Source organism: Salipiger marinus (genome assembly GCF_900100085.1).
Classification (GTDB): Bacteria; Pseudomonadota; Alphaproteobacteria; order Rhodobacterales; family Rhodobacteraceae; genus Salipiger; species Salipiger marinus.
Genome location: NZ_FNEJ01000005.1, coordinates 211,613 through 232,957, shown reverse-complemented (window position 1 = coordinate 232,957; position 21,345 = coordinate 211,613). Strand labels below are relative to the sequence as shown.

General features: G+C 67.6%; 19 protein-coding genes and 1 pseudogene. 7 read left to right on the top strand and 13 right to left on the bottom strand.

The window, feature by feature from the left end; genetic code table 11:
- Position 1: 1 nt before the first annotated feature.
- The 4 genes from BLR51_RS07635 to BLR51_RS07620 are packed head-to-tail and all read right to left on the bottom strand — an operon-like array spanning position 2 to position 4,133.
- A complete protein-coding gene (locus BLR51_RS07635; protein ID WP_089845577.1) occupies positions 2 to 2,122 on the bottom strand; it encodes a molybdopterin-binding protein in 2,121 nt (706 codons plus the stop codon).
- Positions 2,119 to 2,610 carry a molybdopterin-guanine dinucleotide biosynthesis protein B gene (gene mobB, locus BLR51_RS07630; RefSeq protein WP_089845575.1) on the bottom strand — a complete coding sequence of 164 codons (492 nt, stop codon included), beginning with the start codon at positions 2,608 to 2,610 and terminating at the stop codon, positions 2,119 to 2,121. The genes BLR51_RS07635 and mobB overlap by 4 nt, the downstream gene beginning before the upstream one ends.
- Positions 2,607 to 3,239, bottom strand: a complete 633-nt coding sequence (mobA, locus tag BLR51_RS07625) for a molybdenum cofactor guanylyltransferase MobA (protein WP_089845573.1) — start codon at positions 3,237 to 3,239, stop codon at positions 2,607 to 2,609. The genes mobB and mobA overlap by 4 nt, the downstream gene beginning before the upstream one ends.
- A 24-nt stretch (positions 3,240 to 3,263) precedes the next feature.
- Positions 3,264 to 4,133: a formate dehydrogenase accessory sulfurtransferase FdhD gene (locus BLR51_RS07620; protein WP_089845571.1), complete on the bottom strand. Its 870-nt coding sequence runs from the start codon at positions 4,131 to 4,133 to the stop codon at positions 3,264 to 3,266.
- Positions 4,134 to 4,212: 79 nt separating this feature from the next.
- Between BLR51_RS07620 and BLR51_RS07615 the strand changes: the two genes are divergently transcribed.
- Positions 4,213 to 4,728: a DUF2478 domain-containing protein gene (locus BLR51_RS07615; protein ID WP_089845569.1), complete on the top strand. Its 516-nt coding sequence runs from the start codon at positions 4,213 to 4,215 to the stop codon at positions 4,726 to 4,728.
- A 9-nt stretch (positions 4,729 to 4,737) separates the two neighbouring features.
- Here BLR51_RS07615 and BLR51_RS07610 read toward each other — a convergent pair whose 3' ends face one another.
- The 6 genes and pseudogenes from BLR51_RS07610 to BLR51_RS07585 all read right to left on the bottom strand — a co-directional run bounded on the left by BLR51_RS07610 (position 4,738) and on the right by BLR51_RS07585 (position 10,195).
- Complete coding sequence (locus BLR51_RS07610) at positions 4,738 to 5,466, bottom strand: FadR/GntR family transcriptional regulator (protein WP_089845567.1); 729 nt, start codon at positions 5,464 to 5,466, stop codon at positions 4,738 to 4,740.
- A gap of 26 nt (positions 5,467 to 5,492) precedes the next feature.
- On the bottom strand, positions 5,493 to 6,353 hold the full coding sequence (locus BLR51_RS07605) for an amidohydrolase family protein (RefSeq protein WP_089845565.1): 861 nt from the start codon (positions 6,351 to 6,353) through the stop codon (positions 5,493 to 5,495).
- Between the two features lies 1 nt (position 6,354).
- Positions 6,355 to 7,371, bottom strand: coding sequence for an NAD(P)-dependent oxidoreductase (locus BLR51_RS07600; RefSeq protein WP_089845563.1), 1,017 nt, complete (start codon positions 7,369 to 7,371; stop codon positions 6,355 to 6,357).
- 30 nt (positions 7,372 to 7,401) lie between these two features.
- A pseudogene (locus BLR51_RS07595) lies at positions 7,402 to 8,599 on the bottom strand (TRAP transporter large permease).
- 54 nt (positions 8,600 to 8,653) lie between these two features.
- Positions 8,654 to 9,127 carry a TRAP transporter small permease gene (locus BLR51_RS07590; RefSeq protein ID WP_089845560.1) on the bottom strand — a complete coding sequence of 158 codons (474 nt, stop codon included), beginning with the start codon at positions 9,125 to 9,127 and terminating at the stop codon, positions 8,654 to 8,656.
- A 66-nt stretch (positions 9,128 to 9,193) separates the two neighbouring features.
- Positions 9,194 to 10,195 (bottom strand): TRAP transporter substrate-binding protein, encoded by a 1,002-nt coding sequence (locus BLR51_RS07585; RefSeq protein WP_089845559.1) that lies wholly within the window; start codon positions 10,193 to 10,195, stop codon positions 9,194 to 9,196.
- A 267-nt stretch (positions 10,196 to 10,462) separates the two neighbouring features.
- Between BLR51_RS07585 and BLR51_RS07580 the strand changes: the two genes are divergently transcribed.
- Genes BLR51_RS07580 through BLR51_RS07570 form a run of 3 tightly spaced genes read left to right on the top strand, consistent with a single transcriptional unit; the run spans position 10,463 to position 13,963 of the window.
- Positions 10,463 to 12,742, top strand: coding sequence for an FdhF/YdeP family oxidoreductase (locus BLR51_RS07580; RefSeq protein ID WP_089845556.1), 2,280 nt, complete (start codon positions 10,463 to 10,465; stop codon positions 12,740 to 12,742).
- 10 nt (positions 12,743 to 12,752) lie between these two features.
- Positions 12,753 to 13,460, top strand: coding sequence for a cytochrome c oxidase assembly protein (locus BLR51_RS07575; RefSeq protein WP_089845554.1), 708 nt, complete (start codon positions 12,753 to 12,755; stop codon positions 13,458 to 13,460).
- Entirely contained in the window at positions 13,457 to 13,963 is a 507-nt protein-coding gene (locus BLR51_RS07570) for a CopD family protein (protein WP_089845552.1), read from the top strand. The genes BLR51_RS07575 and BLR51_RS07570 overlap by 4 nt, the downstream gene beginning before the upstream one ends.
- Here the strand turns inward: BLR51_RS07570 and BLR51_RS07565 are convergent.
- A complete protein-coding gene (locus BLR51_RS07565) occupies positions 13,933 to 14,448 on the bottom strand; it encodes a DUF2231 domain-containing protein (RefSeq protein ID WP_089845687.1) in 516 nt (171 codons plus the stop codon). The two genes, BLR51_RS07570 and BLR51_RS07565, sit on opposite strands and share 31 nt — an antisense overlap.
- 42 nt (positions 14,449 to 14,490) lie before the next feature.
- On the opposite strand from BLR51_RS07565, the gene BLR51_RS28440 reads away from it, so the two are divergent.
- The 3 genes from BLR51_RS28440 to BLR51_RS07550 are packed head-to-tail and all read left to right on the top strand — an operon-like array spanning position 14,491 to position 17,911.
- Positions 14,491 to 15,126, top strand: a complete 636-nt coding sequence (locus tag BLR51_RS28440; protein ID WP_278184854.1) for a cytochrome c oxidase subunit II — start codon at positions 14,491 to 14,493, stop codon at positions 15,124 to 15,126.
- Positions 15,123 to 17,594 (top strand): cytochrome c oxidase subunit I, encoded by a 2,472-nt coding sequence (gene ctaD / locus BLR51_RS07555; RefSeq protein WP_089845548.1) that lies wholly within the window; start codon positions 15,123 to 15,125, stop codon positions 17,592 to 17,594. The genes BLR51_RS28440 and ctaD overlap by 4 nt, the downstream gene beginning before the upstream one ends.
- A complete protein-coding gene (locus tag BLR51_RS07550; protein ID WP_089845545.1) occupies positions 17,591 to 17,911 on the top strand; it encodes a hypothetical protein in 321 nt (106 codons plus the stop codon). Before ctaD ends, BLR51_RS07550 begins: the two co-directional genes overlap by 4 nt.
- Before the next feature lie 31 nt (positions 17,912 to 17,942).
- On the opposite strand, the gene BLR51_RS07545 is transcribed toward BLR51_RS07550, so the two are convergent.
- Both BLR51_RS07545 and BLR51_RS07540 read right to left on the bottom strand, forming a co-directional pair.
- On the bottom strand, positions 17,943 to 19,625 hold the full coding sequence (locus BLR51_RS07545) for an alpha-glucosidase (protein ID WP_089845543.1): 1,683 nt from the start codon (positions 19,623 to 19,625) through the stop codon (positions 17,943 to 17,945).
- Between the two features lie 19 nt (positions 19,626 to 19,644).
- Entirely contained in the window at positions 19,645 to 21,333 is a 1,689-nt protein-coding gene (locus tag BLR51_RS07540) for an alpha-amylase family glycosyl hydrolase (protein WP_089845542.1), read from the bottom strand.
- Positions 21,334 to 21,345 lie beyond the last annotated feature (12 nt).

The following is a 21,345-nucleotide window of genomic DNA, read 5'->3' as shown; positions in this document are numbered from 1 at the left end:
CTCAGATCCCGAAGGCGCTGTAGGGGATGTAGCGCACCGGGGTGCCGGGGGTGACGTCAAGCGCCGCATCGGGCAGTTCCACCAGCCCGTCGGCCCATGACAGCCCGCTGATCCGCCCCGACCCTTCGGATCCGAACACCTCTGCCGTGCCTTGGGCGGTCAGCCTGGCCCGCAGATATTCGCGCCGCCCCGGCTTCTTGGATTTGGAGAACCCGGCGGGCACGGTGAAGCCCACCGGCTCCACCCAGCCTGCGCCCGCCAGCAGCGACAGCGCCGGGCGGGCAAAGACCAGCGCGCAGACCAGCGCCGCCACCGGGTTTCCGGGCAGGCCGAAGACCGGCACCCCCTGCCACAGCGCCAGCGCCAGCGGGCGCCCCGGCTTCAGCGCGATGCGCCAGCTTGACAGCGTGCCCTGCGCGCGCAGCAGCGCCGAGACGTGATCCTCGTCCCCGGCGGACGCCCCGCCAGAGGTGAGGATGACATCGACCTGCCCCGCCGCCTCGTCCAGCCGGTCGCGGATCAGCGCGCGGTCATCGCGCACATGGCCCAGATCCACCGGCGCGCAGTGCCAGCCCGCCGCCAGCGCCAGCAGCATGGGCCGGTTGGCATCCCAGATCTGATGCGGCAGCGCGGAATCGGCGGGGTCGGGCACGATCTCGTCGCCGGTGGACAGCACGCCCACCCGCAGCCTGCTCCGCACCGGCAGATGCGACAGCCCCAGCGCCGACAGCAGCGCCAGATCGGGGGCGCGCAGGCGATGCCCCGCGGGCAGGGCCTGCGTGCCTTCGGCCACGTCTTCGCCGGCGCGGCGGGTGTTGGCGCGGGCGCGCACCGGCCCGTCAAAGGCCACCAGCGCGCCATCCGTGGCGGTGTCCTCCTCCAGCACCACGGTATCGACCCCTTGGGGCAGCGTGGCACCGGTCAGGATGCGCAGCGCATGGCCCTGCGGCACAGGCCCGTCATAAGGCTGGCCCGCCGCCGCCCGCCCCGCCAGCAGCGGCAGCCGGTTCACCCCCGCCCCGGTGGCGGCAAAGGCAAAGCCATAGCCATCGACGGCGGAATTGGGCAGCGGCGGGTTGGACCGGCGCGCCATCACCGGCTCTGCCAGAATGCGCCCCATGGCCTCTGCCGTGCGCAGCTGTTCCACCCCCGTCACCGGATGCAGGGCGGCACGCAGCCGCGCCAGCGCCTCGTCCACCGGCACCCAGGCCACGCCCTGCGGCATGGCGAAACAGTCGTCGCGCAGACGCGGCGGCAGCAGCGGGGCGCAGGCCCGCCGCGCGGCCTGTTCCAGCAGCGCCGCATGCCCCAGCCCGAGGATCCATCCCTCCACCACATCGCCTTCGCGGCTCAGCGCGTCGAGCTTGCCCGGCTCCAGCGCGCGCAGCGCCGAGGCCAGCACGCGGACCTGCGCCCGGTCCTTGATCTCGGCCTCTTCCGCCAGATCGGCGACGGTTCCGGCGATCAGCGAGGGGAACAGTTCCACCAGCGTCACGGCCGTGTCCTGCGTCTCGAACGGTCGCACGGAGATGTCGGCGCCAAAGCGCACCCGCAGGGACTGCAGCCGGGGGATGCCAAGCAGCGCCTGCGACCCGACCGAGCCTGCGCCCGCCAGCTTCCAGACCGGCTGCGCGCCGGGAGTGGTATCGCAGCGGCGCCTGTCGGCAAAGGGACTGGCATAGCCCGCCTTGGTGCGCGGCAGATCCGCAATGTCGCGGCCAAGTCCGTTGCCCCAGAACGGGCCGGTGCCGGGGAACAGCCGGTTGATCGCCGCCGCCGCATCCAGCCGGTTGTTGGCATTGTCAGGGCCATCGCTGATCCGCGCGGCAAGCTCCGCCCAAAGCGCCAGCGGATCATCGGTGCCGGTCAGCGCGCGGGCAAAGCCGCGCGGATAGGCGAAGGGGAAATCGAACCCCGCCAGCACCCGGCGCCCGGCGGCGATTTCGGTCTGGAACAGATCCGCCAGGGCCTCGGTCGCGGCGTGGCGGGTGCGGTGATACTGCGCCTCGGTGCCGGTGTCGCGGGCGATGCCGATCCAGATCGCATCCTTCGCGGGCCGGGCGGGAGAGGGCGAGGCCGCCCCCGACCAGTCCACCACCACCACCGTATCGAACCGGCTCACAGCCCCAGATCCCGCAGGATAAAATCCGCAATGCCGCGTGTGTCATCCAGATCGAAGCACGGCAGGGCGGTGTCAAGCGCACTGTCGCAGGCCAGCGCGCGCACGGTCGGATTCTCCTGCGCCAGCGGCGGCTTGGCGTTTTCGGCGCGATGCGCCTCGATCTTGGGATGGGCGCCCTGCTTGTAGCCTTCGACCAGCACCAGATCGACCGGCGCCAGCTGCGCCAGCAGGTCGGCCAGCGACGGCTCCGGCGCGCCGCGCAGTTCGTGCATCACCGCCCAGCGTCTTGGCGTGGCCAGCAGCACCTGCCGCGCCCCCGCCTCCCGGTGGCGGTAACTGTCGCGGCCCGGCTGGTCGATGTCGGTGTCGTGATGCGCATGCTTGACGGTGGACACGGCCAGCCCGCGCGTGGTGAATTCGGTCACCAGCCGCTCCATCAGCCCGGTCTTGCCGGAGTTTTTCCAGCCGGTGACGCCATAGACCTTCATGCAATCAGCGCCTCGGCGCGGGCCAGATCCTCGGGCGTGTTGACGTTGAAGAAGGGATCAAAGGGGGTGGCGGGAAACAGCGCCTCGGCGGCCTCGTGGCGGTCGGTCCACAGCACCACCTTGCGCAGCCCGTCATTGAGCGCCGCGCGCAGATCCTCGCGCAGGGCCACCGGCCACAGGCCAAAGGTCGGGTGCCGGTTCAGCCGCCCGCCGGATTTCAACCCGGCCCCCGGATCGCGCGGCGTGCAGGCCAGCGCCAGCAGATGCGGGCGCCCCTCGGCGGCCAGCAGCAGCCACGGCACCAGATCGCAGGGAAAGAACGGCGTATCGGCGGCCACGGTCACGATGCTGTCCGCGCCCTGTTCCGCCGCCCAGTCAAGCCCCGCCAGAACCCCCGCCAGCGGCCCGGGATGGCCGGGCACCGAATCCGCCAGCACCGGCAGGCGGGTGCGGGCAAAGCGCGCCGGATCGCCATTGGCATTCAGCGCCAGCCCCGCCACCTGCGGCTCCAGCCGTTCGATCACCCGGTCCAGCAGCGTCCGCCCGGCAAGCGGCAGCAGCGCCTTGTCGCCACCGCCCATGCGCGTGGCAAGCCCGCCCGCAAGGATCACACCCAAGGGCTGCTTCATGCGCGCAGCCCCCTGATGGCCGGATCAGTCCGCATCGGATCCCTTTCGCCGCTGCGCGCGGTCCTCGTCCGGCACCAGCGCCGGATCCACGTCGCGGATCAGCCGCGCCTCGCCGGACAGGCAGACAAAGCGCTGCCCGCGCATCCGCCCGATCAGCGTGAGGCCCACCTGCCGCGCGATTTCCACCCCCCACGCGGTGAAGCCGGAGCGCGAGGCAAGCACCGGAATGCCCATCAGCGCGGTCTTGATGACCATCTCGGAGGTCAGCCGCCCGGTGGTGTACAGGATCTTGTCGCCAGCGGGCAGGCCGTGGCGGAACATGAAGCCCGCGATCTTGTCCACCGCGTTGTGACGGCCCACATCCTCCATATAGACCAGCGGGCGGTCCTGCTGGCAGAGCACGGTGCCATGGATCGCCCCCGCCTCCAGATAGAGCGAGGGCGTGGTGTTGATCTGCCGCGCCAGCGCGTAAAGCCACGAGGCGCGCAGCTCCGCCTGCGGCAGCACCAGCCCGTCGAGCCCCTCCATCATGTCGCCAAAGACGGTGCCGACAGCGCAGCCCGAGGTGCGGGTCTTTTTCTGCACCTTCGCCTCATAGGAGGTCTCGCGCGCGGTGCGCACCACCACCGTGTCGATCTCTTCGTCGTAATCGAGGCCGGTCACCACGTCATCGTCGCGCAGCATGCCCTGATTGCGCAGGAATCCCAGCGCAAGGTAATCGGGATGGTCCCCGATGGTCATGGCGGTGACGATTTCCTGCCGGTTGAGGTAGATGGTCAGCGGGCGTTCCTCGACCACGGCGATCTCGGTGGGCTGGCCGGTCTGGTCGGTGCCGGTGACACGGCGCGTCAGACGCGGGTCACGGGGATCCGGCAGCAGCGGCAAATCGGGCATGGATGGGATGATCTTGCCTCCTCTGGCCTCGGCCCGGCGCATCTTGTAGCCTGCGCGCCAGAGTTTCAAGGGGGTGGGCATGCTGGGCTATGTGACTGGACAGGCAAGCGGATCGTTGGACCGGCTGATCCGCGAGGTGGCGCAGCAGCTGCGCGCGCGAGGAATTCCGCTGGCAGGCGCGGTGCAGATCAACGTCGACCGGGGCGAAGGCGCCAAATGCCACATGGATCTGCATGTGCTGACCGGTACCGAGGTGGTGCGCATCAGCCAGAACCTTGGCCCGCTCTCCAGCGGCTGCAGGCTGGATCCCGCCGGGCTGGAGCGGGCGGTGGGGCTGGCGGGCGCGGGGCTGGGACAGGGCGCGCGGCTGCTGGTCGTCAACAAGTTCGGCAAGCAGGAAGCCGAGGGCCGCGGCTTTCGCCCGCTGATCGCCGAGGCGCTGGCCCGCGGCATCCCGGTGCTGACCGGGGTCAATGCGGGCAATCTTGCCGCCTTCCTGCACTGGGCCGAGGATCTGGCGCAGCCCCTGCCCTGCGACGCGGCAGGCGTGCTGGACTGGTGTCAGGCCCAGATCGCCGAGGCCAGCGCCGCCTGACCGCCCGCGCTAGGCTTCGCTGGTCTCGATACGGCTCAGGATGTCCTCGCGGCCCTTGTGGACCAGCTGCAGCATCTCGTGGCGGCTGCGCACCGGATCCCCCGCCGCGATGGCATCGGCAATGGCGCGGTGATAGGGCAGCGTGATCCGCATGTTTTCCGGGCGCAGCACCTCGGGCGACAGCATCGCGTCGAAGAAATTGTCAAGCATCGGCTGCATGTGCAGGATGAACTGGTTGTCGGTGCCGCGCAGGATATGGCGGTGAAAGGCCAGATCCGCCGCGAACCAGTCGCCCCGGCCTTCCAGCGCCGCCGCCATCTCGTCGCAGCAGGCATGCAGCACCGAGGCGTCGAATTCGGGCCGCGCCGCGCAGATTTCCACCGCGATGGTCTCGATGGCGGCGCGAAAGCGGGTCATGTCGTCGACAAAGGTGGCGTCGCGGCTGTAGCGGAACCGCCATGCCAGCACTTCGGGGTCGAACAGGCTCCAGTCCGACACCGGCAGAACGATGGTGCCGGTCTTGCGCCGCACCTGCAGCATGCCCTTGGCGACCAGCGTGCGCACCGCCTCGCGCACCACGGTGCGCGAGATTTCCAGCTCTTCGCCGATCTCGGTCTCGGTGGGCAGCACCGCGCCCACCGGATACCGTCCGATCATCAGCCATTTGGCAATGGCCTCGACCGCGTCGCGGTGCAGCGACTTCACGGGCGCCCGGGTCTGCTGGTCTGTGGCGTGCATGCGGGTCTTTCTGCTGGAAGCCGCCGTCACCCGGCGGGTTTGGAGGTGTCAGGCTCCATTATCGCGGAGTCGAAGCCATAGACAACGCCCGGGTTCTCGCAAAGGATGCGGTGGCGGGTCGCGGCGTCCGGCGCCCAGTCCTGCAGCAGATCCAGCATCCGGCGGTCATCGGGGCGCGGCGTGGTCAGGATATGCGGCCAGTTGGACGCCCAGAGCATACGTTCCGGCGCGTGAGCGACCAGCGCGCGCGCCAGAACCGACACATCCTCGTAATCCGGCGCGCCATCGCGCGACACCTCGTAGGGGGCCGACAGCTTGACCCAGACGCGCCCGCTGTCGATCAGCCGCAGCAGGCAGCGAAAGGCGGGATGGTCGGGGCGGACCGGATCAAGGAACTTGCCGATATGGTCGATCACTACCTGCCCGGGCCATGACAGGATCTGCGCCTCGCGCTCGGGCAGCAGGCGGCCATCCATCTGCAGCTGCACATGCCAGTCCCAGCCTCCAACCCGGTCGGCGATGCGGTCGACCTGATCCCAAGGGATGATGCCCCCCGGCAGCATCTGCATGCGCGCACCGCAGAAGCCCGCCTCGGTCAGCGCGCGCAGGTCGGCCTCTGACACCGTCTCGTCCACCACGGCCACGCCGCGCGTCTCGGCGCGGCCCAGTTCCGCGATGCCCTCGGCGGTCACGCGGTTGTCGGTGCCATAGGCCGTGGGCTGCACGATGACCGCGCGGGAAAGCCCGAGCGCGTCGCGCATCGCGCGGTAGCGGCCCACCTCTTCGGTCTCGGGCGCGGCAAGGGCGCCGGGCACGGTGGGCGTGCCGGGGCGGTAGACATGCAGATGGGTGTCACAGGCGCCCGGCGGCGGCAGAAGATGGGTCATGTCAGGCTCCTGTCGGGGAAATAAAAGCGGCGCCGCGCGCCCTGAGCCGGGTCGCGGCCTCGGCATTCACCGCCTCGGGCGGCAGCAGCCCCTGCGCCAGCTGCGCCACCTGAGAGGCGACATGCAGCGCCTGCCCCTCGCTGGCCTGCGGGGTCTGGCCGCCGATATGGGGCGTCGCGATCACATCGGGGCGGCCCGCCAGACGCGAGGGCGGGCGCTGGTCGGGCCCGCTGCCCACATCCAGAGCGGCGCAGGCGATCTGCCCGGAGTCGAGCGCCGCCTCCAGCGCGGGCTCGTCGACCAGCGCCGCGCGGGCTAGGTTCAGGAACAGCGCGCCGGGTTTCATGCGGGCAAAGGCGCTGGAGCCGAACAGCCCCACGGTCTGCGGCGTGGCGGGGGCAAGGCAGACCACCACATCGGCCCGGGCCAGCATCTGATCGAAGGGCAGAGCCTCGATCCCCGGCGGCAGCGCGCCCGGGGCGGGATCGGTGATCAGCACCCGCATCCCCAGCGCCTGCGCCAGCCCCGCCAGATGCCGCCCGATCACGCCATAGCCGCAGAGGCCCAGCGTGCTGCCCTGCAGCTGCAGGCCCATGGCCACGCCCGGCTCCTGCCCCGTGCGATAGGCGGTGACCGCCCGGCTGATGCCGCGCGCGGCGTCGATCATCAGCCCCAGCGCCAGTTCCGACACCGAGGCCGCGAAGGTGGGGATGGAGCGGGTGACCAGCACCCCCCGCGCCGAGGCTGCCGCCACGTCGATGGTGCTGATGTCCACCGCGCAGCGCATCACCGCCAGCACATCCTCTGCCGCCTCGAAAAACGCCGCATCAAGGCCGGTCTGCCGGTCGGCGATGACCAGATCGCAGCCCGCCGCAGCCCGGGCGAGTGCCGCCCCGCCCAGCACATCCGGTCCGGGGTTCAGCACCAGCGTGCCATGACGCGCGAGATCCGCGCGGGCCGAAGGCGGGAAAAGCAGTTCCAGCGCCTCGGGCGTGTGGGTGAGAAACATGCGAAACATCAGGGTCTTTCCGGGGTCGAAACGCGGCGCTTAGTTGCCGAAGACATAGGAGGGGATGGCCACGGTCAGCGGCTCGAAGAAGATGACCAGCAGCAGGGCCGCGATTTCCGCCGCGATGAAGCTCCACGAATAGCGCACCGTCTCGCTATAGGGGCATTTGGCGATGCTGGAGGCGACGAACAGCAGCACGGCCACCGGCGGCGTGGTCGATCCGATCTGCGTGGCCATGACCAGCGCCAGACCCAGCTGCAGGTCGTTGATGCCCACGGCATTGCCGATATGCACCGCGATCGGCACGGTGATGATCAGCACCGCCATGCTGTCGACGAACATGGTCAGCACCAGCATGACCGCCACCAGCAGCAGGAAGACGGCGGTGGGATCCTGCGTGGTCGCCATGATCAGCGACAGGATCATCTGGTTGAAGTTGAGATAGGACAGCAGCCAGCCGAAACCGCTGGCGATGCCGACGATGCCCAGCACCATGGCCGTGGTGATCGCCGCCTGCACGAAGATCTGCGGCAGGTCGCGCAGCGTGATGGTGCGATACAGGAAAAAGCTCACCAGAAAGGCGAAGACGCAGGCGACCACGCCGGATTCCGTGGCGGTGAACACGCCGCCAAGGATGCCCGCCACGATGATGACCGGGGCCACCAGCGCCGCCCAGACATCGACCAGCGAGCGCAGGCAGCGCCCCAGCGAGAACCTCTGGCCGGATTTCTGCAGTTCGGGGTGGCGCGAGACCGACAGCGACTGCAGATAGACCACCGACATCAGCGCAAGCCCGACAAGGATGCCGGGGATGATCCCGGCCAGAAACAGCCCGCCCACCGACACGCTGGCCAGCGCGCCATAGACGATCATCGTCATGCTGGGCGGGATGATCGCGCCGATGGTGCTGCTGGTGGCGGTGATCGCCGCCGCATAACCTGCGGGATAGCCCTTTTCCTTCATGGCGGGGATCAGCACCGACCCCACCGCCGAGGTGTCTGCCGTGGAGGAGCCCGACGATGGTTTCGGCAAAATCCACCAGCTTGCGGCTGATCCCGCCGCGCGACATCAGCTCGCCCGCAAGGATGAAATAGGGCATCGCCAGCAGGCTGAAACTGTCAAGGCTGGAGAACATCTTCTGCGGGTAAAGCGGCAGCGCCAGATCGGGCACGATCAGGATCCCCGCCAGCCCGACAAGGCCCAGCGACAGGATCACCGGGACCCCGAGAAAGATCATCACAAGCAGCGCTGCAAAAAGTCCGACAAGCATGGGGGGTCTGCCTCTTTGGGGTCACAGGGTCGGGGCGGGGCGCCAGAAGGCGACGAGACGGCGCAGCGCGATGATGATCATGTAGGCGGAGCCCAGCGGAATGGCGCCATAGACCAGATGCATCGGCAGGCCGAGCCCGGGGCTTTTCTGGAACTGCAGGAACTGCGCCAGCCGCGCGGTGCCAAGGATCAGCGCCACGGCCAGCACGATCCACAGCAGATCGACAAGGGCGAAGAAGATGGCGCGGCCACGGTCGGCCAGCCGGTCGGTCAGCATCTCCATGCCGATATGCACGCTGTGGCGATAGGCGACGGGGATGCCCAGAAAGACGATCCAGATCTGCCCGTAGCGCTGCAGCTCCTCGCTCCAGCTCAGCGACAGGTTCAGGAAGAAACGGTTGCACACCTGCATCGTGCCGACGATCACGATGCCAAGGAAGATGACGAAGATCAGCATTTCGATCGCTCGGTCGAAGACCGCCCAAAACCGTGTCATGTGGCTGGACCCTTTTGAGATGAAGATGCGCTCCGGCCCGCGCGCGGGGGGCCGGAGCGCACGGGATTACTGGGCGTCGCGGATCAGCTGCAGCAGCGCTGTCGCGTCCAGATCGGCGGCCAGTTCGTCCTGCAGCGGCGCTGCGCCTTCGCGGAAGGCGGAGGTGTCGATCTCGGTGATCGTCATGCCCACCTCTTCAAGCTGCGCCAGCGCCTTCTGCTCGCGCAGGGGGGCAAGGGCTCGGTTGATCTCGATCGCCAGATCCGCGGCTTCGGTCAGCACCTGCTGTTCCGCCTCGGACAGCTGGTTCCAGAGCGGCAGCGAATAGGTGATGACGGTCGGCCCGAACAGGTGCCGGGTCAGGGCCACATGGTCGCTGACTTCGTAAAGCTTGCTGGAATAGACCATGGAGGCGGCGTGTTCGAAGCCGTCAAGCACCCCGGTCTGCAGCGCGGTATAGACCTCGCCAAAGGCCATCGGCGTGGCATTGGCCCCCATCGCGTTCAGCGCCGCCACATAGACCGGCGACTGGATCGTGCGGATCTTCAGCCCCTGCAGATCGTCGGGGGTGGTCAGCGCCGCACCATTGGTGACCACGTTGCGGTAGCCCCAGCTGTAGCCCCAGCCCAGCACCTTGAAGCCGGACTGTTCGAACTTCGTCTCCAGCTCGGTGCCCAGATCGCCATCAAGTGCGCGGCCCACATGGTCGAAATCCTGCCAGAGGAAGGGCAGATCCAGCACGCCGCCCGCAGGCACGAAGCTGTTATAGACCGCCGTGCCGCCCACATGCATGGTGGCCCCCGATCCAAGCTGCATCGCCTGCAGCACGTCCTGATCGCCGCCAAGCGCGCTGGAGCCATAGACCTCGAAGGTCAGGCTGTCGGAATGGCTGTTGACGTAATTCTGCATGACCCAAGCGGTCATGCCGTTGTCGTTCTGCTGATCGGCCACCGAAGACATCGCCATCTTGATGGTGGTCTGGGCGGTGGCGGTTCCGGCAAGCGCAAGGCTTGCGCAGCCGATCAGGCATGCTCCGGCAAAATGCCGGGCAGGTGTAAGACGTGTCATGGTAAATCCTCCCCTTCCCCGATCCCGTCGGGGGTAGCCTCGTTGAATGTGCCGCAGCTGCGGACGCGAAGGTGTGTCGGCGCGTCGGGCTCTCCTACCCGGCTTCGGCGACTCTTCTTCATCCGCGACATTATTAGGTAATATGTATGATGTAAAGAGAGCCGCAGGATCCGCGTCAGTTTGGCAATGAACCCGCAGACAGATCCTCTGGAACCCCTGCGCGTCCCGACAGTTATAGCCCAAGGGCCAGCAACAGGGGGACGCGTCTTGGACGAGCCAAAAGAGCTTCGGCAGCGGGACGACACCGTCCGCTACGACCACCCCGCAGGTGGCTGGGGGTCGCTTCGCGGCATTGCCCAGGTCATCGGCGAGGCCCGCCCAAGCCCCGGCGCGCTGGACACCCTGATGCGGCAGAACAAGCCGGGCGGGCATATGTGCACCTCCTGCGCATGGACCAAACCCGCCAAGCCTCATGCCTTTGAATTCTGCGAAAACGGGGCCAAGGCCACGCTCTGGGATCTGACCCGCGACCGCTGCGACCCCGGGTTTTTCGAACGGCACACGCTGACCGAACTGCGCAGCTGGACCGATCACGCGCTGGAAAAGGCCGGGCGCCTGACCCATCCGCTGCGTTACGATGCGGCCCGCGACCGCTATCTGCCCTGCAGCTGGGACGAGGCGTTCGAGGGCATCGCCGCCGAGCTGCACCGCCTGCCCCCCGAGCAGACGGTGTTTTATACCTCTGGCCGCGCCAGTCTGGAGGCGGCGTTCCTGTTCCAGCTTTACGCGCGGCTTTACGGGCATAACAACCTGCCCGACAGTTCCAACATGTGCCACGAAACCACCAGCGTCGGGCTGAAAAAGGTCATCGGATCGTCAGTCGGTACCTGCGTGCTGTCGGATTTCGACCATTGCGACCTGATCCTGTTTTTCGGTCAGAACACCGGCACCAACAGCCCGCGTTTCCTGCATCCGCTGAAATCCGCCGTGGATCGCGGCTGCCGGATCATCACCTTCAACCCGCTGCGCGAAAGGGGGCTGGTGGAGTTTGCCGATCCGCAGAACCCCGCGCAGATGACCGTGGCCGATCCGACCCGCATTTCGCAGAAATACCTGCAGGTTCGCCCCGGTGGCGACATCGCCGCGATGGCTGGCCTGTGCAAGCGGCTGTTCGAGATGGAAGACACGCGCGGCGGCGTGCTGGATCACGAGTTTCTGCAGCAGCACTGCACCGGGATGGATGCGTTCGCCTCCGCCATGCGCGAAGCGTCATGGGACGAGATCGAAAAGGTCTCCGGCCTGCGCCGCGTGGATCTGGAGGAGGTGGCGGAGATCTATGCCACCTCCGAACGGGTGGTCGGCATTTATGGCATGGGCCTGACCCAGCATGTGCATGGCTGGCTGAATGTCGCGATGCTGGTGAACCTGCTGCTGCTGCGCGGCAATATCGGGCGCGAGGGTGCGGGCGTGTCGCCGGTGCGGGGCCATTCCAACGTGCAGGGCCAGCGCACCGTCGGGATCAGCGAAAAGCCGGAACTTGTGCCGCTCGACAAGCTGGCGGAGATGTTCGATTTCACCCCCCCGCGCGAGACGGGGCGCACCACGGTCGAGGCGGTGGAGGGGCTGCTTGACGGGTCGGTGAAGGGATTTGTCAGCCTTGGCGGCAATTTCGCCCGCGCCATCCCCGATCAGGGCCGCAGCGACAGCGCATGGTCTGGGCTCGATCTGAGCGTGAACGTGGCGACAAAGCTGAACCGCTCGCATGTGCTGGTGGGCAGATCGGCATGGCTGCTGCCGTGCCTTGTGCGGTCCGAACGTGATGGCGACACCTCGCCGCGCCGCGCGGTGTCAATGGAGGACAGCCTGAGCCATGTGCATGGCTCGGTGGGGCGGCGGGCGCCCGCAGCACCCGACCTGCGGTCGGAAATCGCCATCATCGGCGGGCTCGCCAAGGCGACGCTGGCGGCCAATCCCAAGCTCCGCTGGGACGACTGGACCGACGATCATGGCCTGATCCGCGACCTGATCGCCGAGGCCTTTCCCGACATGTTCCACGATTTCAACGCCCGGCTGTTCACCCCCGGCGGGTTTTACCGAGGCAATCCCGCGCGCGACCGCGAGTGGAAAACCGAAAGCGGCCGCGCCGAGCTGACCACACCCGAGTTCCTGTGTGCCTTGGGCGAGACGCCGGAACCGGGCGGGCTGACGCTGGTCACGCTGCGCTCCAACGACCAGTTCAACACCACGATCTACGGTTTCAGCGACCGGCTGCGCGGCATCGAAGGCGGGCGCGAGGTGGTGCTGATCAACCCCGAGGACATGCAGCGTCTGGGGCTTGCCGCCGACCAGCGCGTGACGCTGGAAAGCACGGTGGAGGATGGCACCGCCCGCCGCATCGGCGGCCTGCGCGTGGTGCCCTATGATCTGCCCGATGGCTGCGTTGCCGCCTATTACCCGGAGGTCAATCCGCTTGTTCCGCTGAGTTATCATGACAAACTGTCCAAGACGCCCGCCTACAAGGGCGTGCCCGTGCGGATCGTGACCTGACGGAGATGGCATGTTCGAAGCGCTGAACGACATTTACTGCGGCCCCGCCCCGGCCCCCGGCGCGCTCTGGACGCGGTGGAACCTTGACCCGGTGGTGCTGTGCGGGCTTGCGGTGCTGGCCTTCGTGATCGGTCGCAGCCGCCCCGGTGCGGCGGCGGTGGTGACGCTGGCCATCGTCTTTGTCTCGCCGCTCTGCGCGCTGTCCTCGGCGCTGTTTTCCGCCCGCACCGTGCATCACGTGCTGCTGGTCGCCGTGGCGGCGCCGCTTCTGGCGCAGGCGCTGCCGCAATGGCGGCGCGGCGGCGGGACGGCATTTTTTGCACTGTCGACGGTGGCGCTCTGGGGCTGGCACGCGCCTGCCGCCTATGATCTCGCGCTGTCCAATGTGGCGGCCTACTGGCTGATGCAGGCGACGCTGTTCCTGCCGGCGCTGTTTTTCTGGCGCGCCGTGCTGTCCGAGGACGCGCCCACCCCCGGCGCGCTGCTGCTGGTCACGGCGGCCTATATCCAGATGGCCCTGCTGGGCGCGGTGCTGACCTTTGCCCCCGCGCCGCTTTACGAGATCCACCAGACCGCCCCCATGGCTTGGGGCCTGCTGCCGCTGGCCGACCAGCAGCTTGCCGGGCTGCTGATGTGGGTTCCGGCGGGCCTGCCCTATGCGATCTTCGCCGCCCTTGTCGCGCGCCGCGGCTGGGTCCAGCTCAGGGCACCCGCATGACCATTACGGACATCGTGCCCCATCTCAAGGCGCTGCACATCACCGGACTGCTGATCTGGTGCGGCGCGCTGTTTGCGCTGCCCAACATGATGGCGCGGCACGACCCGGCCATCGGCATCGCGGATTACCAGCGCATCCGCCGCGTCAGCCATTACACCTACACCTTTGTCGCGACCCCTGCGGCGGTGATTGCGGTGATCGCGGGCACATGGCTGATCCTGATCCGCGAGGTCTATGAGCCGTGGCTTTATCTCAAGCTGCTGTTCGTGGCGGTGCTGGTCGCGTTTCACGCCTGGGTCGGGCGCACCATCGTGGCCGTGGCGGAATCCTCCGGCATGCACCGACCGCCCGCGCCGGGACTGCCGACAGGGGTGCTTTGCGGCACCATCCTCGTGATCCTGACGCTGGTGCTGGCCAAGCCCGAACTGCGCGGGCTTGGCATTCCTGACTGGCTGGCCGAACCGCAGGGGCGTCAGCTGCCCTTCGACGTGCCCAGCCGATAATCGAAAACGAGCTTGCCCCCATGCCAACCCGTTGCCGCCACCACGACCGCCGACAGCCCCGACAGGAGCAGCCCGTAAGGCAGCACCGCCGCCTCGTAGCCGTCGAGCCGGTGCCCCCAGTTGGCGCCAAGCAGCGACAGCAGGGTGACGGCGATGATGAAATGCGTCCAGGCCGAGGCGCGGCTGCGGATGCCCGGCACCAGCAGCAGTTCCGCCGTGCCGGAGATGCCCGCCAGCATGCCGAACAGGAAACTGGTCCCCGCCGCCCAGAGGGCCGCGCGCGCCCAGAAGGCATCGCCCGTCCACCAGTAAAGCAGATCGCCGCCAAGCGTGCAGAAGGTCAGCGCCACCGGAAAGGCGACGGCCATGGCGTGGATGGGATGGCCGAGGATCGCGATGCGCGATTCCGTCTCGTCAAACCCCACGCGCTGCGCGATCGGATCGATCAGTTCCTCCGCGCCTTCGATTTTCTCCCGTTCCGCCATTCTGGGCTCCTCTTTCGCCGCTGTGTCGCAGGCTCAACGCCTGTGCTGCTTGTCGGTTGCGCAGAGGATCTGTCAACGCTGCATCCGGCGGGTCCGGTGGCGGCGGCGGTGGCGGATCTGTGGTGGGGCATGCTGGTCGGCGGCACCATTATCTTTGTCTTCGTGATGGCGCTGCTGGCCGCCGCCTTTCGCCGGGGCGGCCATGGCCGCGACGGAGAGCGGGTCTGGCTGGCGGGGCTTGGGCTGGCCTTTCCGCTGACGGTGCTGGCCGCGCTGCTGGTCTGGGGCCTGATGCTGGGAGAGCGGTTCCTTGTGGCGGGCAAGCCCGAGGCCACGCGGGTGCAGGCCGAGGCGCGGCAATGGGCATGGACCTTCCGCTATCCCGGCACCGACCGGGCGCCGACGGAGGATGTGCTGTTCATCCCCGCAGGCCAGCCGGTGGAGATCGAGATCACCTCCGTCGACGTGATCCACAGCTTCTGGGTGCCGCGCCTTGCCGGAAAGCTGGACGCGATCCCGGGGCGCACCAACATTCTGGGCCTGCAGGCGGACAGCGCCGGGGAGTATCGCGGCCTTGGCGCGGAATTCAGCGGCATCGGCTATCTGGGCCACAGCTTCACCCTGCGCGCGCTTGACCCGGCCGACTGGACCACATTCCTTGCGGGAGACACCCCATGAACGCCCTACGCCGACACCGCGAGCTGAGCCGGATCTGGGCCTCGGACCGGGGCTGGCGCCGTCCGTTCACGACGGTGAACCATTCCGATCTGGGCCGCATGTTCATGCTGGCGGCGTTCTTCTTCTTCGGCGTCGGCGGCATCCTTGCCATGATGATCCGCGCGCAGTTGGCCACGCCGCATTCCGCCTTCATGGAGGCCGAGGTCTACAACCAGATCTTCACGATGCATGGCACCGTGATGATGTTCCTCTTCGCCATCCCGCTGTTCGAGGGGCTGGCGGTCTATCTGCTGCCAAAGATGCTGGGCACGCGCGATCTCGCCTTTCCCCGGCTGACCGCCTACGGCTTCTGGTGCTACGTCTTTGGCGGCACCATGCTGCTGCTGTCGCTGCTGGCGGGGGTGGCGCCCGATGGCGGCTGGTTCATGTATCCGCCGCTCTCCTCCACGCTGGGCTCGCCGGGCATCAACCCGGATTTCTGGCTGCTTGGCATCACTTTTGTCGAGATCTCGGCCATGGCCGCCGCGGTGGAGCTGACGGTCAGCATCCTGAAGATCCGCGCGCCCGGCATGAGCCTTGACCGCATGCCGATCTTTGCGTGGTATGCGCTGGTCACCTCGCTGATGATCCTGACCGGCTTTCCGCCGCTGATCCTCGGCTCCATCCTGCTGGAACTGGAGCGTGCCTTCGGCCTGCCGTTCTTTCAGGCCGATCTGGGCGGGGACAGCCTGCTCTGGCAGCATCTGTTCTGGCTGTTCGGTCATCCGGAGGTCTATATCATCTTCCTGCCCGCCGCCGGGGTGATCTCCACCATCCTGCCGGTGATGGCCCGCACGCCGCTTCTGGGCTATAGCTGGGTGGTCGCGGGCGCGGTGGCGCTTGGCTTTCTCAGCTTCGGGCTCTGGGTGCATCACATGTTCACCACGGGGATCCCGCATCTGGGCCTTGCGCTGTTTTCCGCAGCCTCCACGCTGGTGGCGGTGCCGACCGCCATTCAGGTCTTTGCGTGGATCGGCACGCTCTGGAAAGGGCGGCCAGAGATGCACATGCCCATGCTCTGGATCGTCGCCTTTTTCGCCACGTTCGTGATCGGCGGGCTGACCGGGGTCATGGTGGCCATCGTGCCCTTCAACTGGCAGGCGCATGACACCACCTTCATCGTGGCACATCTGCATTACGTGCTGGTCGGGGGCTTCGTCTTTCCGATGCTGGCGGCGCTTTACTACTGGCTGCCGCAGGTCGGCGGGCGCAAGCGGTTCTTCAAGCTGGGCAAGACGGCGTTCTGGCTGATCTTTCTGGGCTTCCACGGCACCTTCCTGCTGCTGCACTGGTCGGGCCTGATGGGGCAGCGGCGGCGCATCCCCACCTATGACGCGGGCAGCGGCTGGGAGCTGATCAACCTCGCCTCCTCGATCAGCGCCTTTGTCATGGCGATCGGCTTTGCGCTGGTGGTGATCGACATCGCGACCAACCTGCTGGTGTCGGTGCGCGGATCGCGCAACCCGTGGGGCGCCGCCAGCCTTGAATGGGCGATGCCGACCCCGCCGCCGTCTTACAACTTCGCCAGCCTGCCGCTGATCCACGGGCGCGATCCGCTCTGGAGCGATCCCAAGATCGGCGTGGCCATCGCCAAGGGCGAGGGATTTCTGGGCGCCCCCCGCGGCAACCAGCGCGAGATCCTGACCGTCAGCACCGCCCGGGGAACGCCCGAGGCCATGGTGATCCTGCCCGGCAATACCGCGCTGCCCGTGGTGATGTCCGCCGTCACCGGGCTTTTCTTCGCGGGTTTCCTGTTCAAGCTTTACTGGCTGCCGCCCATCGCCGTGGTGCTGGTGGCGGCCCTTGCGCTGAAATGGGCATGGAGCCTTGGCCACCGCGCCGATCAGGGCCCGCAGCCGGTGGGGCGTGACACCACGCTGCCGCTTGCCGCCGAACGTCCGGGCGCCCCGGCATGGTGGGGATCGGTGTTCCTGCTGCTGGCCAATGCGACGCTCTTTGGCTCGCTGCTGTTCGGCTATGCCTTTCTGTGGACCATCGCGCCGGGATGGCCGCCGCCGCGCTATCTGGACTGGATGCCGCTGCTGCCGCTGCTGGTGCTGGCCGGGGCCGGGCTTGCCTCCCCCGCCATCCGGCTGGCGGAACGCCGCGCCGCCCCCCATGTCGGGCTTGGCGTGGCGGCGGTGGGGCAGATGCTGCTGCTTGCCTCGGCGCTGTGGCTGCTGGCCGCCGCCCCCGATCCGACCGGCCATGCCTATGGCGCGACCGTCGCCGTCATCGCGGGCTATGCGGCGCTGCACGCGGCGCTGGCGCTGCTGCTGACCGGCTACTGCCTTGCGCGGCTGCGGTCCGGCTTCGTGTCGCAGGCGCGCTGCACAGAGATCCGCATCGCGCGGCTCTGGATCGACTATGCGGGCTTTGTCGGCATCGTCGCCATGGCGGCCTGTCTGGCGCCGGGGCTGCTGCAATGACCGAGGTGGCCCGCATCTTTGCGCCGATCCTGATCTGGCTGGGGCTGTTCACCGGGGTCTATGCGCTGCACGGGCTGGGCTGCGGCCTTGGCTGGCCGCAGCAGGATCTTGGCCCGGCCTCGCTGCACCGGGTGGCGCTGATCGCGGCTTGGGGGGTGGCGATCCTGCTGCAGGCGGCGGTGCTGTATCTGGTCGCCCGTCCATGGGCGAGCCGCAGCCCGCTTATCCAGCAGGTCACCGTGACGCTGGCCATCTCCGCCGTCGTGGCGATGGTCTGGACTCTGTTCCCCGTGGCCTTCGCCTCTTCCTGCGGCTAGGCCGGGCGCGGCGCCCGGCCCTTGGGCGTCCTCAGATCTGGCAGGCGAAGCTTTCGAAGGGGGCAAGGTCAAGCTGCCCCGGCACCTCGTCGCGCCGCGCATGGCTGTGCACCAGCGCCTCGCCCCTGCCCGTCACGTCTTCGGGCAGATCGCGCCGCTGCGGATGCGGGGTGAAGTTCGCAAAGACCACGATCCGGCGCCCGCCCAGCCTGCGTTCAAAGGCCAGAACCCCGGCATCTGCGGCCAGAAGCTGGCGGGTATGGCCGAAGGCCACGATGTCGTTCTGCTGGCGCAGCGCGATCAGCCGCCGGTAATGCGTGAAGATGCTGTCGGGATCGCCCAGATCCTGCGCCACGTTGATGTCGCAGAAATTCGGATTGACCTCGATCCATGGCGTGCCGGTGGTGAAGCCGCCATTGGGCGCGTCGCTCCATTGCATCGGGGTGCGGGAATGGTCGCGGCTGTTGCGGTTGGCACCGGTGATGAACACCTCCGGCTCCACGCCAAGCGCGATCTGCTCCTCGAAATGGTTAAGCGTTTCAAGGTCGCGATACTGGTCGATGCGGTCGAAGCGGGCATTGGTCATGCCGATCTCTTCGCCCTGATAGACAAAGGGCGTGCCCTTGAGCAGGTGCAGCACGGTGGCCAGCATCTTGGCCCCGGCGCGGCGGAACTGCTGGTCATCGGCGTAGAACGACACCTGCCGCGGCAGATCGTGGTTGGACAGGAACAGCGCGTGCCAGCCATCCTCGCGCGTCAGATCCTGCCACGAGAACAGCGCCCGTTTGAAGGCCACCAGATCAAAGGGCTTTGGCGCGAACTTGCCCAGCTCGGGGTGCCAGCCTTCGCGGATATGGCTGAATTCGAACACCATATCCAGCTCGTCCCGGTCGCGCCCGCAGTAAAGCAGCCCCGTCTCGGTCGAGACCGACCAGCTTTCGCCGATGGTCAGCACGTCGCGCCCGGCCAGAACCTCGCGGTGCATCTCCTGCAGGAAGGGGTGCAGATGCGGGCCTTCCTCGTAAAGGCGGGCATCCACATCCTTGCCGATCAGGCTGATGACATCCATGCGGAAGCCCGCGATGCCCCGGTCCAGCCACCAGCGCATCATGTCATAAACCTCGGCGCGCAGGGCGGGGTTCTGCCAGTTGAGATCGGGCTGGGCCGGGCTGAAATAGTGGAAATAATACTGCCCGACCTCCGGCACATAGGTCCATGCCGGGCCACCGAACGCGGCGCGGGCATCGTCGGGCGGGCCGCCCTCGGGGCCGGGATCGCGCCAGATGTAATAGTCATGCTCGGGGCAGTCGCGCGCGGCGCGCGCCTTGCAGAACCACGCATGCAGGGAGGAGGAATGGTTGACCACCAGATCCATCACGATGCCGATGCCCCGCTCGCGTGCCGCCGCGATGAGCCGGTCCATATCGTCAAGCGTGCCAAACTCGGGGGCGATGTTGCGGTAATCGGAGATGTCATAGCCGTTATCGACCATGGGCGAGGCATAGACCGGCGACAGCCAGACAAAGCCGATGCCCAGATCCGACAGATGCGGCAGTTTCGCGATGATGCCGGGAATGTCGCCCATGCCGTCGCCATTGCTGTCGGCAAAGCTGCGCGGATAGATCTGGTAGCCCGTCGCGCGATGCCACCAGCGTTCGGTGATCTCTGAGGCCGCGTCGGGCGCGGGATGGGGAGGGGTGGTGAGATCGGACATGAAACCTCCGGATGTGGTGTCAGGACAGGGCGATCACGGCCAGCGGACCCAGCGTCAGGTGATCCGCGTCCAGCGTGAAGTCCCCATGGGAAAACTGCGGCGTCAGCGAGGACCGCGGCAGGGTGATCTTGGCCGCCTCAAGGCCGAAATTGGCGGCGCAGACCAGCGCCTGCCCCGCCTTTTCGCGCTGAAAGGCGATGACCTTCAGCGGCGTGTCGGCAAGGATGTGCTCCGCCGCCGTCCGCAGCATCGGCAGCGACCGCCGCCAGCGCAGCACCCGGCGGGTGAAGGCCAGCACCGAGTCAGGATCGCGCTCCTGCTGATCCACGGACCGGTCATGATGCTCCTCGGGCACGCGGTGCCACGGGCTGTCAGAGGTGGAAAAGCCGCAGTTCTTTTCCCCCCGCACCCAAGGCAGCGGGCAGCGCACGCCATCGCGCCCCTGAAAATCCGGCCAGAGCGCCTTGGCCCACGGATCCTTGATCTCGTCTTCCGGGATGTCGGGCTGGGTCAGGCCCAGTTCCTCGCCCTGAAAGATGATGGCGCCCCCCATCAGCGTGCATTGCAGGAACAGCAGCAGCTTGGCCGCGTCCCGGTCGCGCCCTGCGGCGCAGGCCTTGGGCATCAGGTTCGACACGGCGCGGGGGGAATCGTGGTTGGTGAAGACGTTCAGGCTTGATCCCGGCGTCAGGTAGCTGGAACGCAGCGCCAGCATCTGCGTCCAGTCGCGCAGCGTGTCGGCCCGGTTGATGAGGTCGAAATCATAGACCGCGTGCAGCCGGTCGGTGTCGACGGTGTATTTTGGCGCCAGCCGCGAACTGTCCACATCGGCCAGTTCGCCAATCAGCACCCGAGGCGGGTCATAGTCATTGGCCACGCGGCGGATCTGGTGCAGCAGCGGAATGGCCTCCGGCACGTCGCGGTCAAAAAGGTGGATCTGCTGCTTGAACGGGTTGTTGGGGCCGCCCCCGACCGAGGGGTTCTCGCTGGCGCGGGCGGGCGGGTTGGAGCGCAGGTCGCGGTCATGGCTCAGGCACTGGATGGCATCCAGCCGGAACCCGTCCAGCCCCATATCGAGCCAGAAGCGCATGTTGCCGACCATCTCGGCCATGACCTGCTGGTTGCGCAGGTTGAGCGCGGGCTGGCAGTCCAGAAATGGGCGGTAGCAGTATTGCGCCCGCGCGGGCACCCAGCGCCATGCCCGCCCGCCGAAAGAGCTGATCCAGTTGTTGGGCGGGCCGCCATCGGGGGCGGGATCGGCCCAGACATACCAGTCCGCCTTGTCATTGTCGCGCGAGGCAGAGCTTTCCGCAAACCACGGATGTTCGTCAGAGGTATGGCCGAAGACAAAGTCGAACATGATCTTCAGATCCAGCGCATGGGCGCGGTCGATCAGGGTCTGAACATCCTCCACCGTGCCAAAAGGCGGATGCACGCCGCAGAAATCGCTGACATCATAGCCATTGTCCTGCTGTGGCGAGGGGTAGAACGGCGTCAGCCACAGCCCGTCCACGCCAAGATCGCGGATATAGTCCAGCTTTTCGGTGACGCCGGGGATGTCGCCCAGCCCGTTGCCCATCGTGTCCCGGAAGGAGTGGGTATAGACCTCGTAGAACACCGCGCCGCGCCACCATTCCGGCGGATCGGGCGGTGTCCCGCGGTGGGTGATCGCGTAGACAAGTTCCGCGTCTCGGTCGGTGGCTGACATGGGCTCTTCCTT

Coding starts and splice junctions, on each gene's coding strand:
- mobB (WP_089845575.1), bottom strand. CDS start 2,610: ATGAAGGTCTATGGCGTCACCGGCTGGAAAAACTCCGGCAAGACCGGG.
- mobA (WP_089845573.1), bottom strand. CDS start 3,239: ATGAAGCAGCCCTTGGGTGTGATCCTTGCGGGCGGGCTTGCCACGCGC.
- BLR51_RS07620 (WP_089845571.1), bottom strand. CDS start 4,133: ATGCCCGATTTGCCGCTGCTGCCGGATCCCCGTGACCCGCGTCTGACG.
- BLR51_RS07615 (WP_089845569.1), top strand. CDS start 4,213: ATGCTGGGCTATGTGACTGGACAGGCAAGCGGATCGTTGGACCGGCTG.
- BLR51_RS07610 (WP_089845567.1), bottom strand. CDS start 5,466: ATGCACGCCACAGACCAGCAGACCCGGGCGCCCGTGAAGTCGCTGCAC.
- BLR51_RS07605 (WP_089845565.1), bottom strand. CDS start 6,353: ATGACCCATCTTCTGCCGCCGCCGGGCGCCTGTGACACCCATCTGCAT.
- BLR51_RS07600 (WP_089845563.1), bottom strand. CDS start 7,371: ATGTTTCGCATGTTTCTCACCCACACGCCCGAGGCGCTGGAACTGCTT.
- BLR51_RS07590 (WP_089845560.1), bottom strand. CDS start 9,127: ATGACACGGTTTTGGGCGGTCTTCGACCGAGCGATCGAAATGCTGATC.
- BLR51_RS07585 (WP_089845559.1), bottom strand. CDS start 10,195: ATGACACGTCTTACACCTGCCCGGCATTTTGCCGGAGCATGCCTGATC.
- BLR51_RS07575 (WP_089845554.1), top strand. CDS start 12,753: ATGTTCGAAGCGCTGAACGACATTTACTGCGGCCCCGCCCCGGCCCCC.
- BLR51_RS07570 (WP_089845552.1), top strand. CDS start 13,457: ATGACCATTACGGACATCGTGCCCCATCTCAAGGCGCTGCACATCACC.
- BLR51_RS07565 (WP_089845687.1), bottom strand. CDS start 14,448: ATGGCGGAACGGGAGAAAATCGAAGGCGCGGAGGAACTGATCGATCCG.
- ctaD (WP_089845548.1), top strand. CDS start 15,123: ATGAACGCCCTACGCCGACACCGCGAGCTGAGCCGGATCTGGGCCTCG.
- BLR51_RS07550 (WP_089845545.1), top strand. CDS start 17,591: ATGACCGAGGTGGCCCGCATCTTTGCGCCGATCCTGATCTGGCTGGGG.
- BLR51_RS07545 (WP_089845543.1), bottom strand. CDS start 19,625: ATGTCCGATCTCACCACCCCTCCCCATCCCGCGCCCGACGCGGCCTCA.
- BLR51_RS07540 (WP_089845542.1), bottom strand. CDS start 21,333: ATGTCAGCCACCGACCGAGACGCGGAACTTGTCTACGCGATCACCCAC.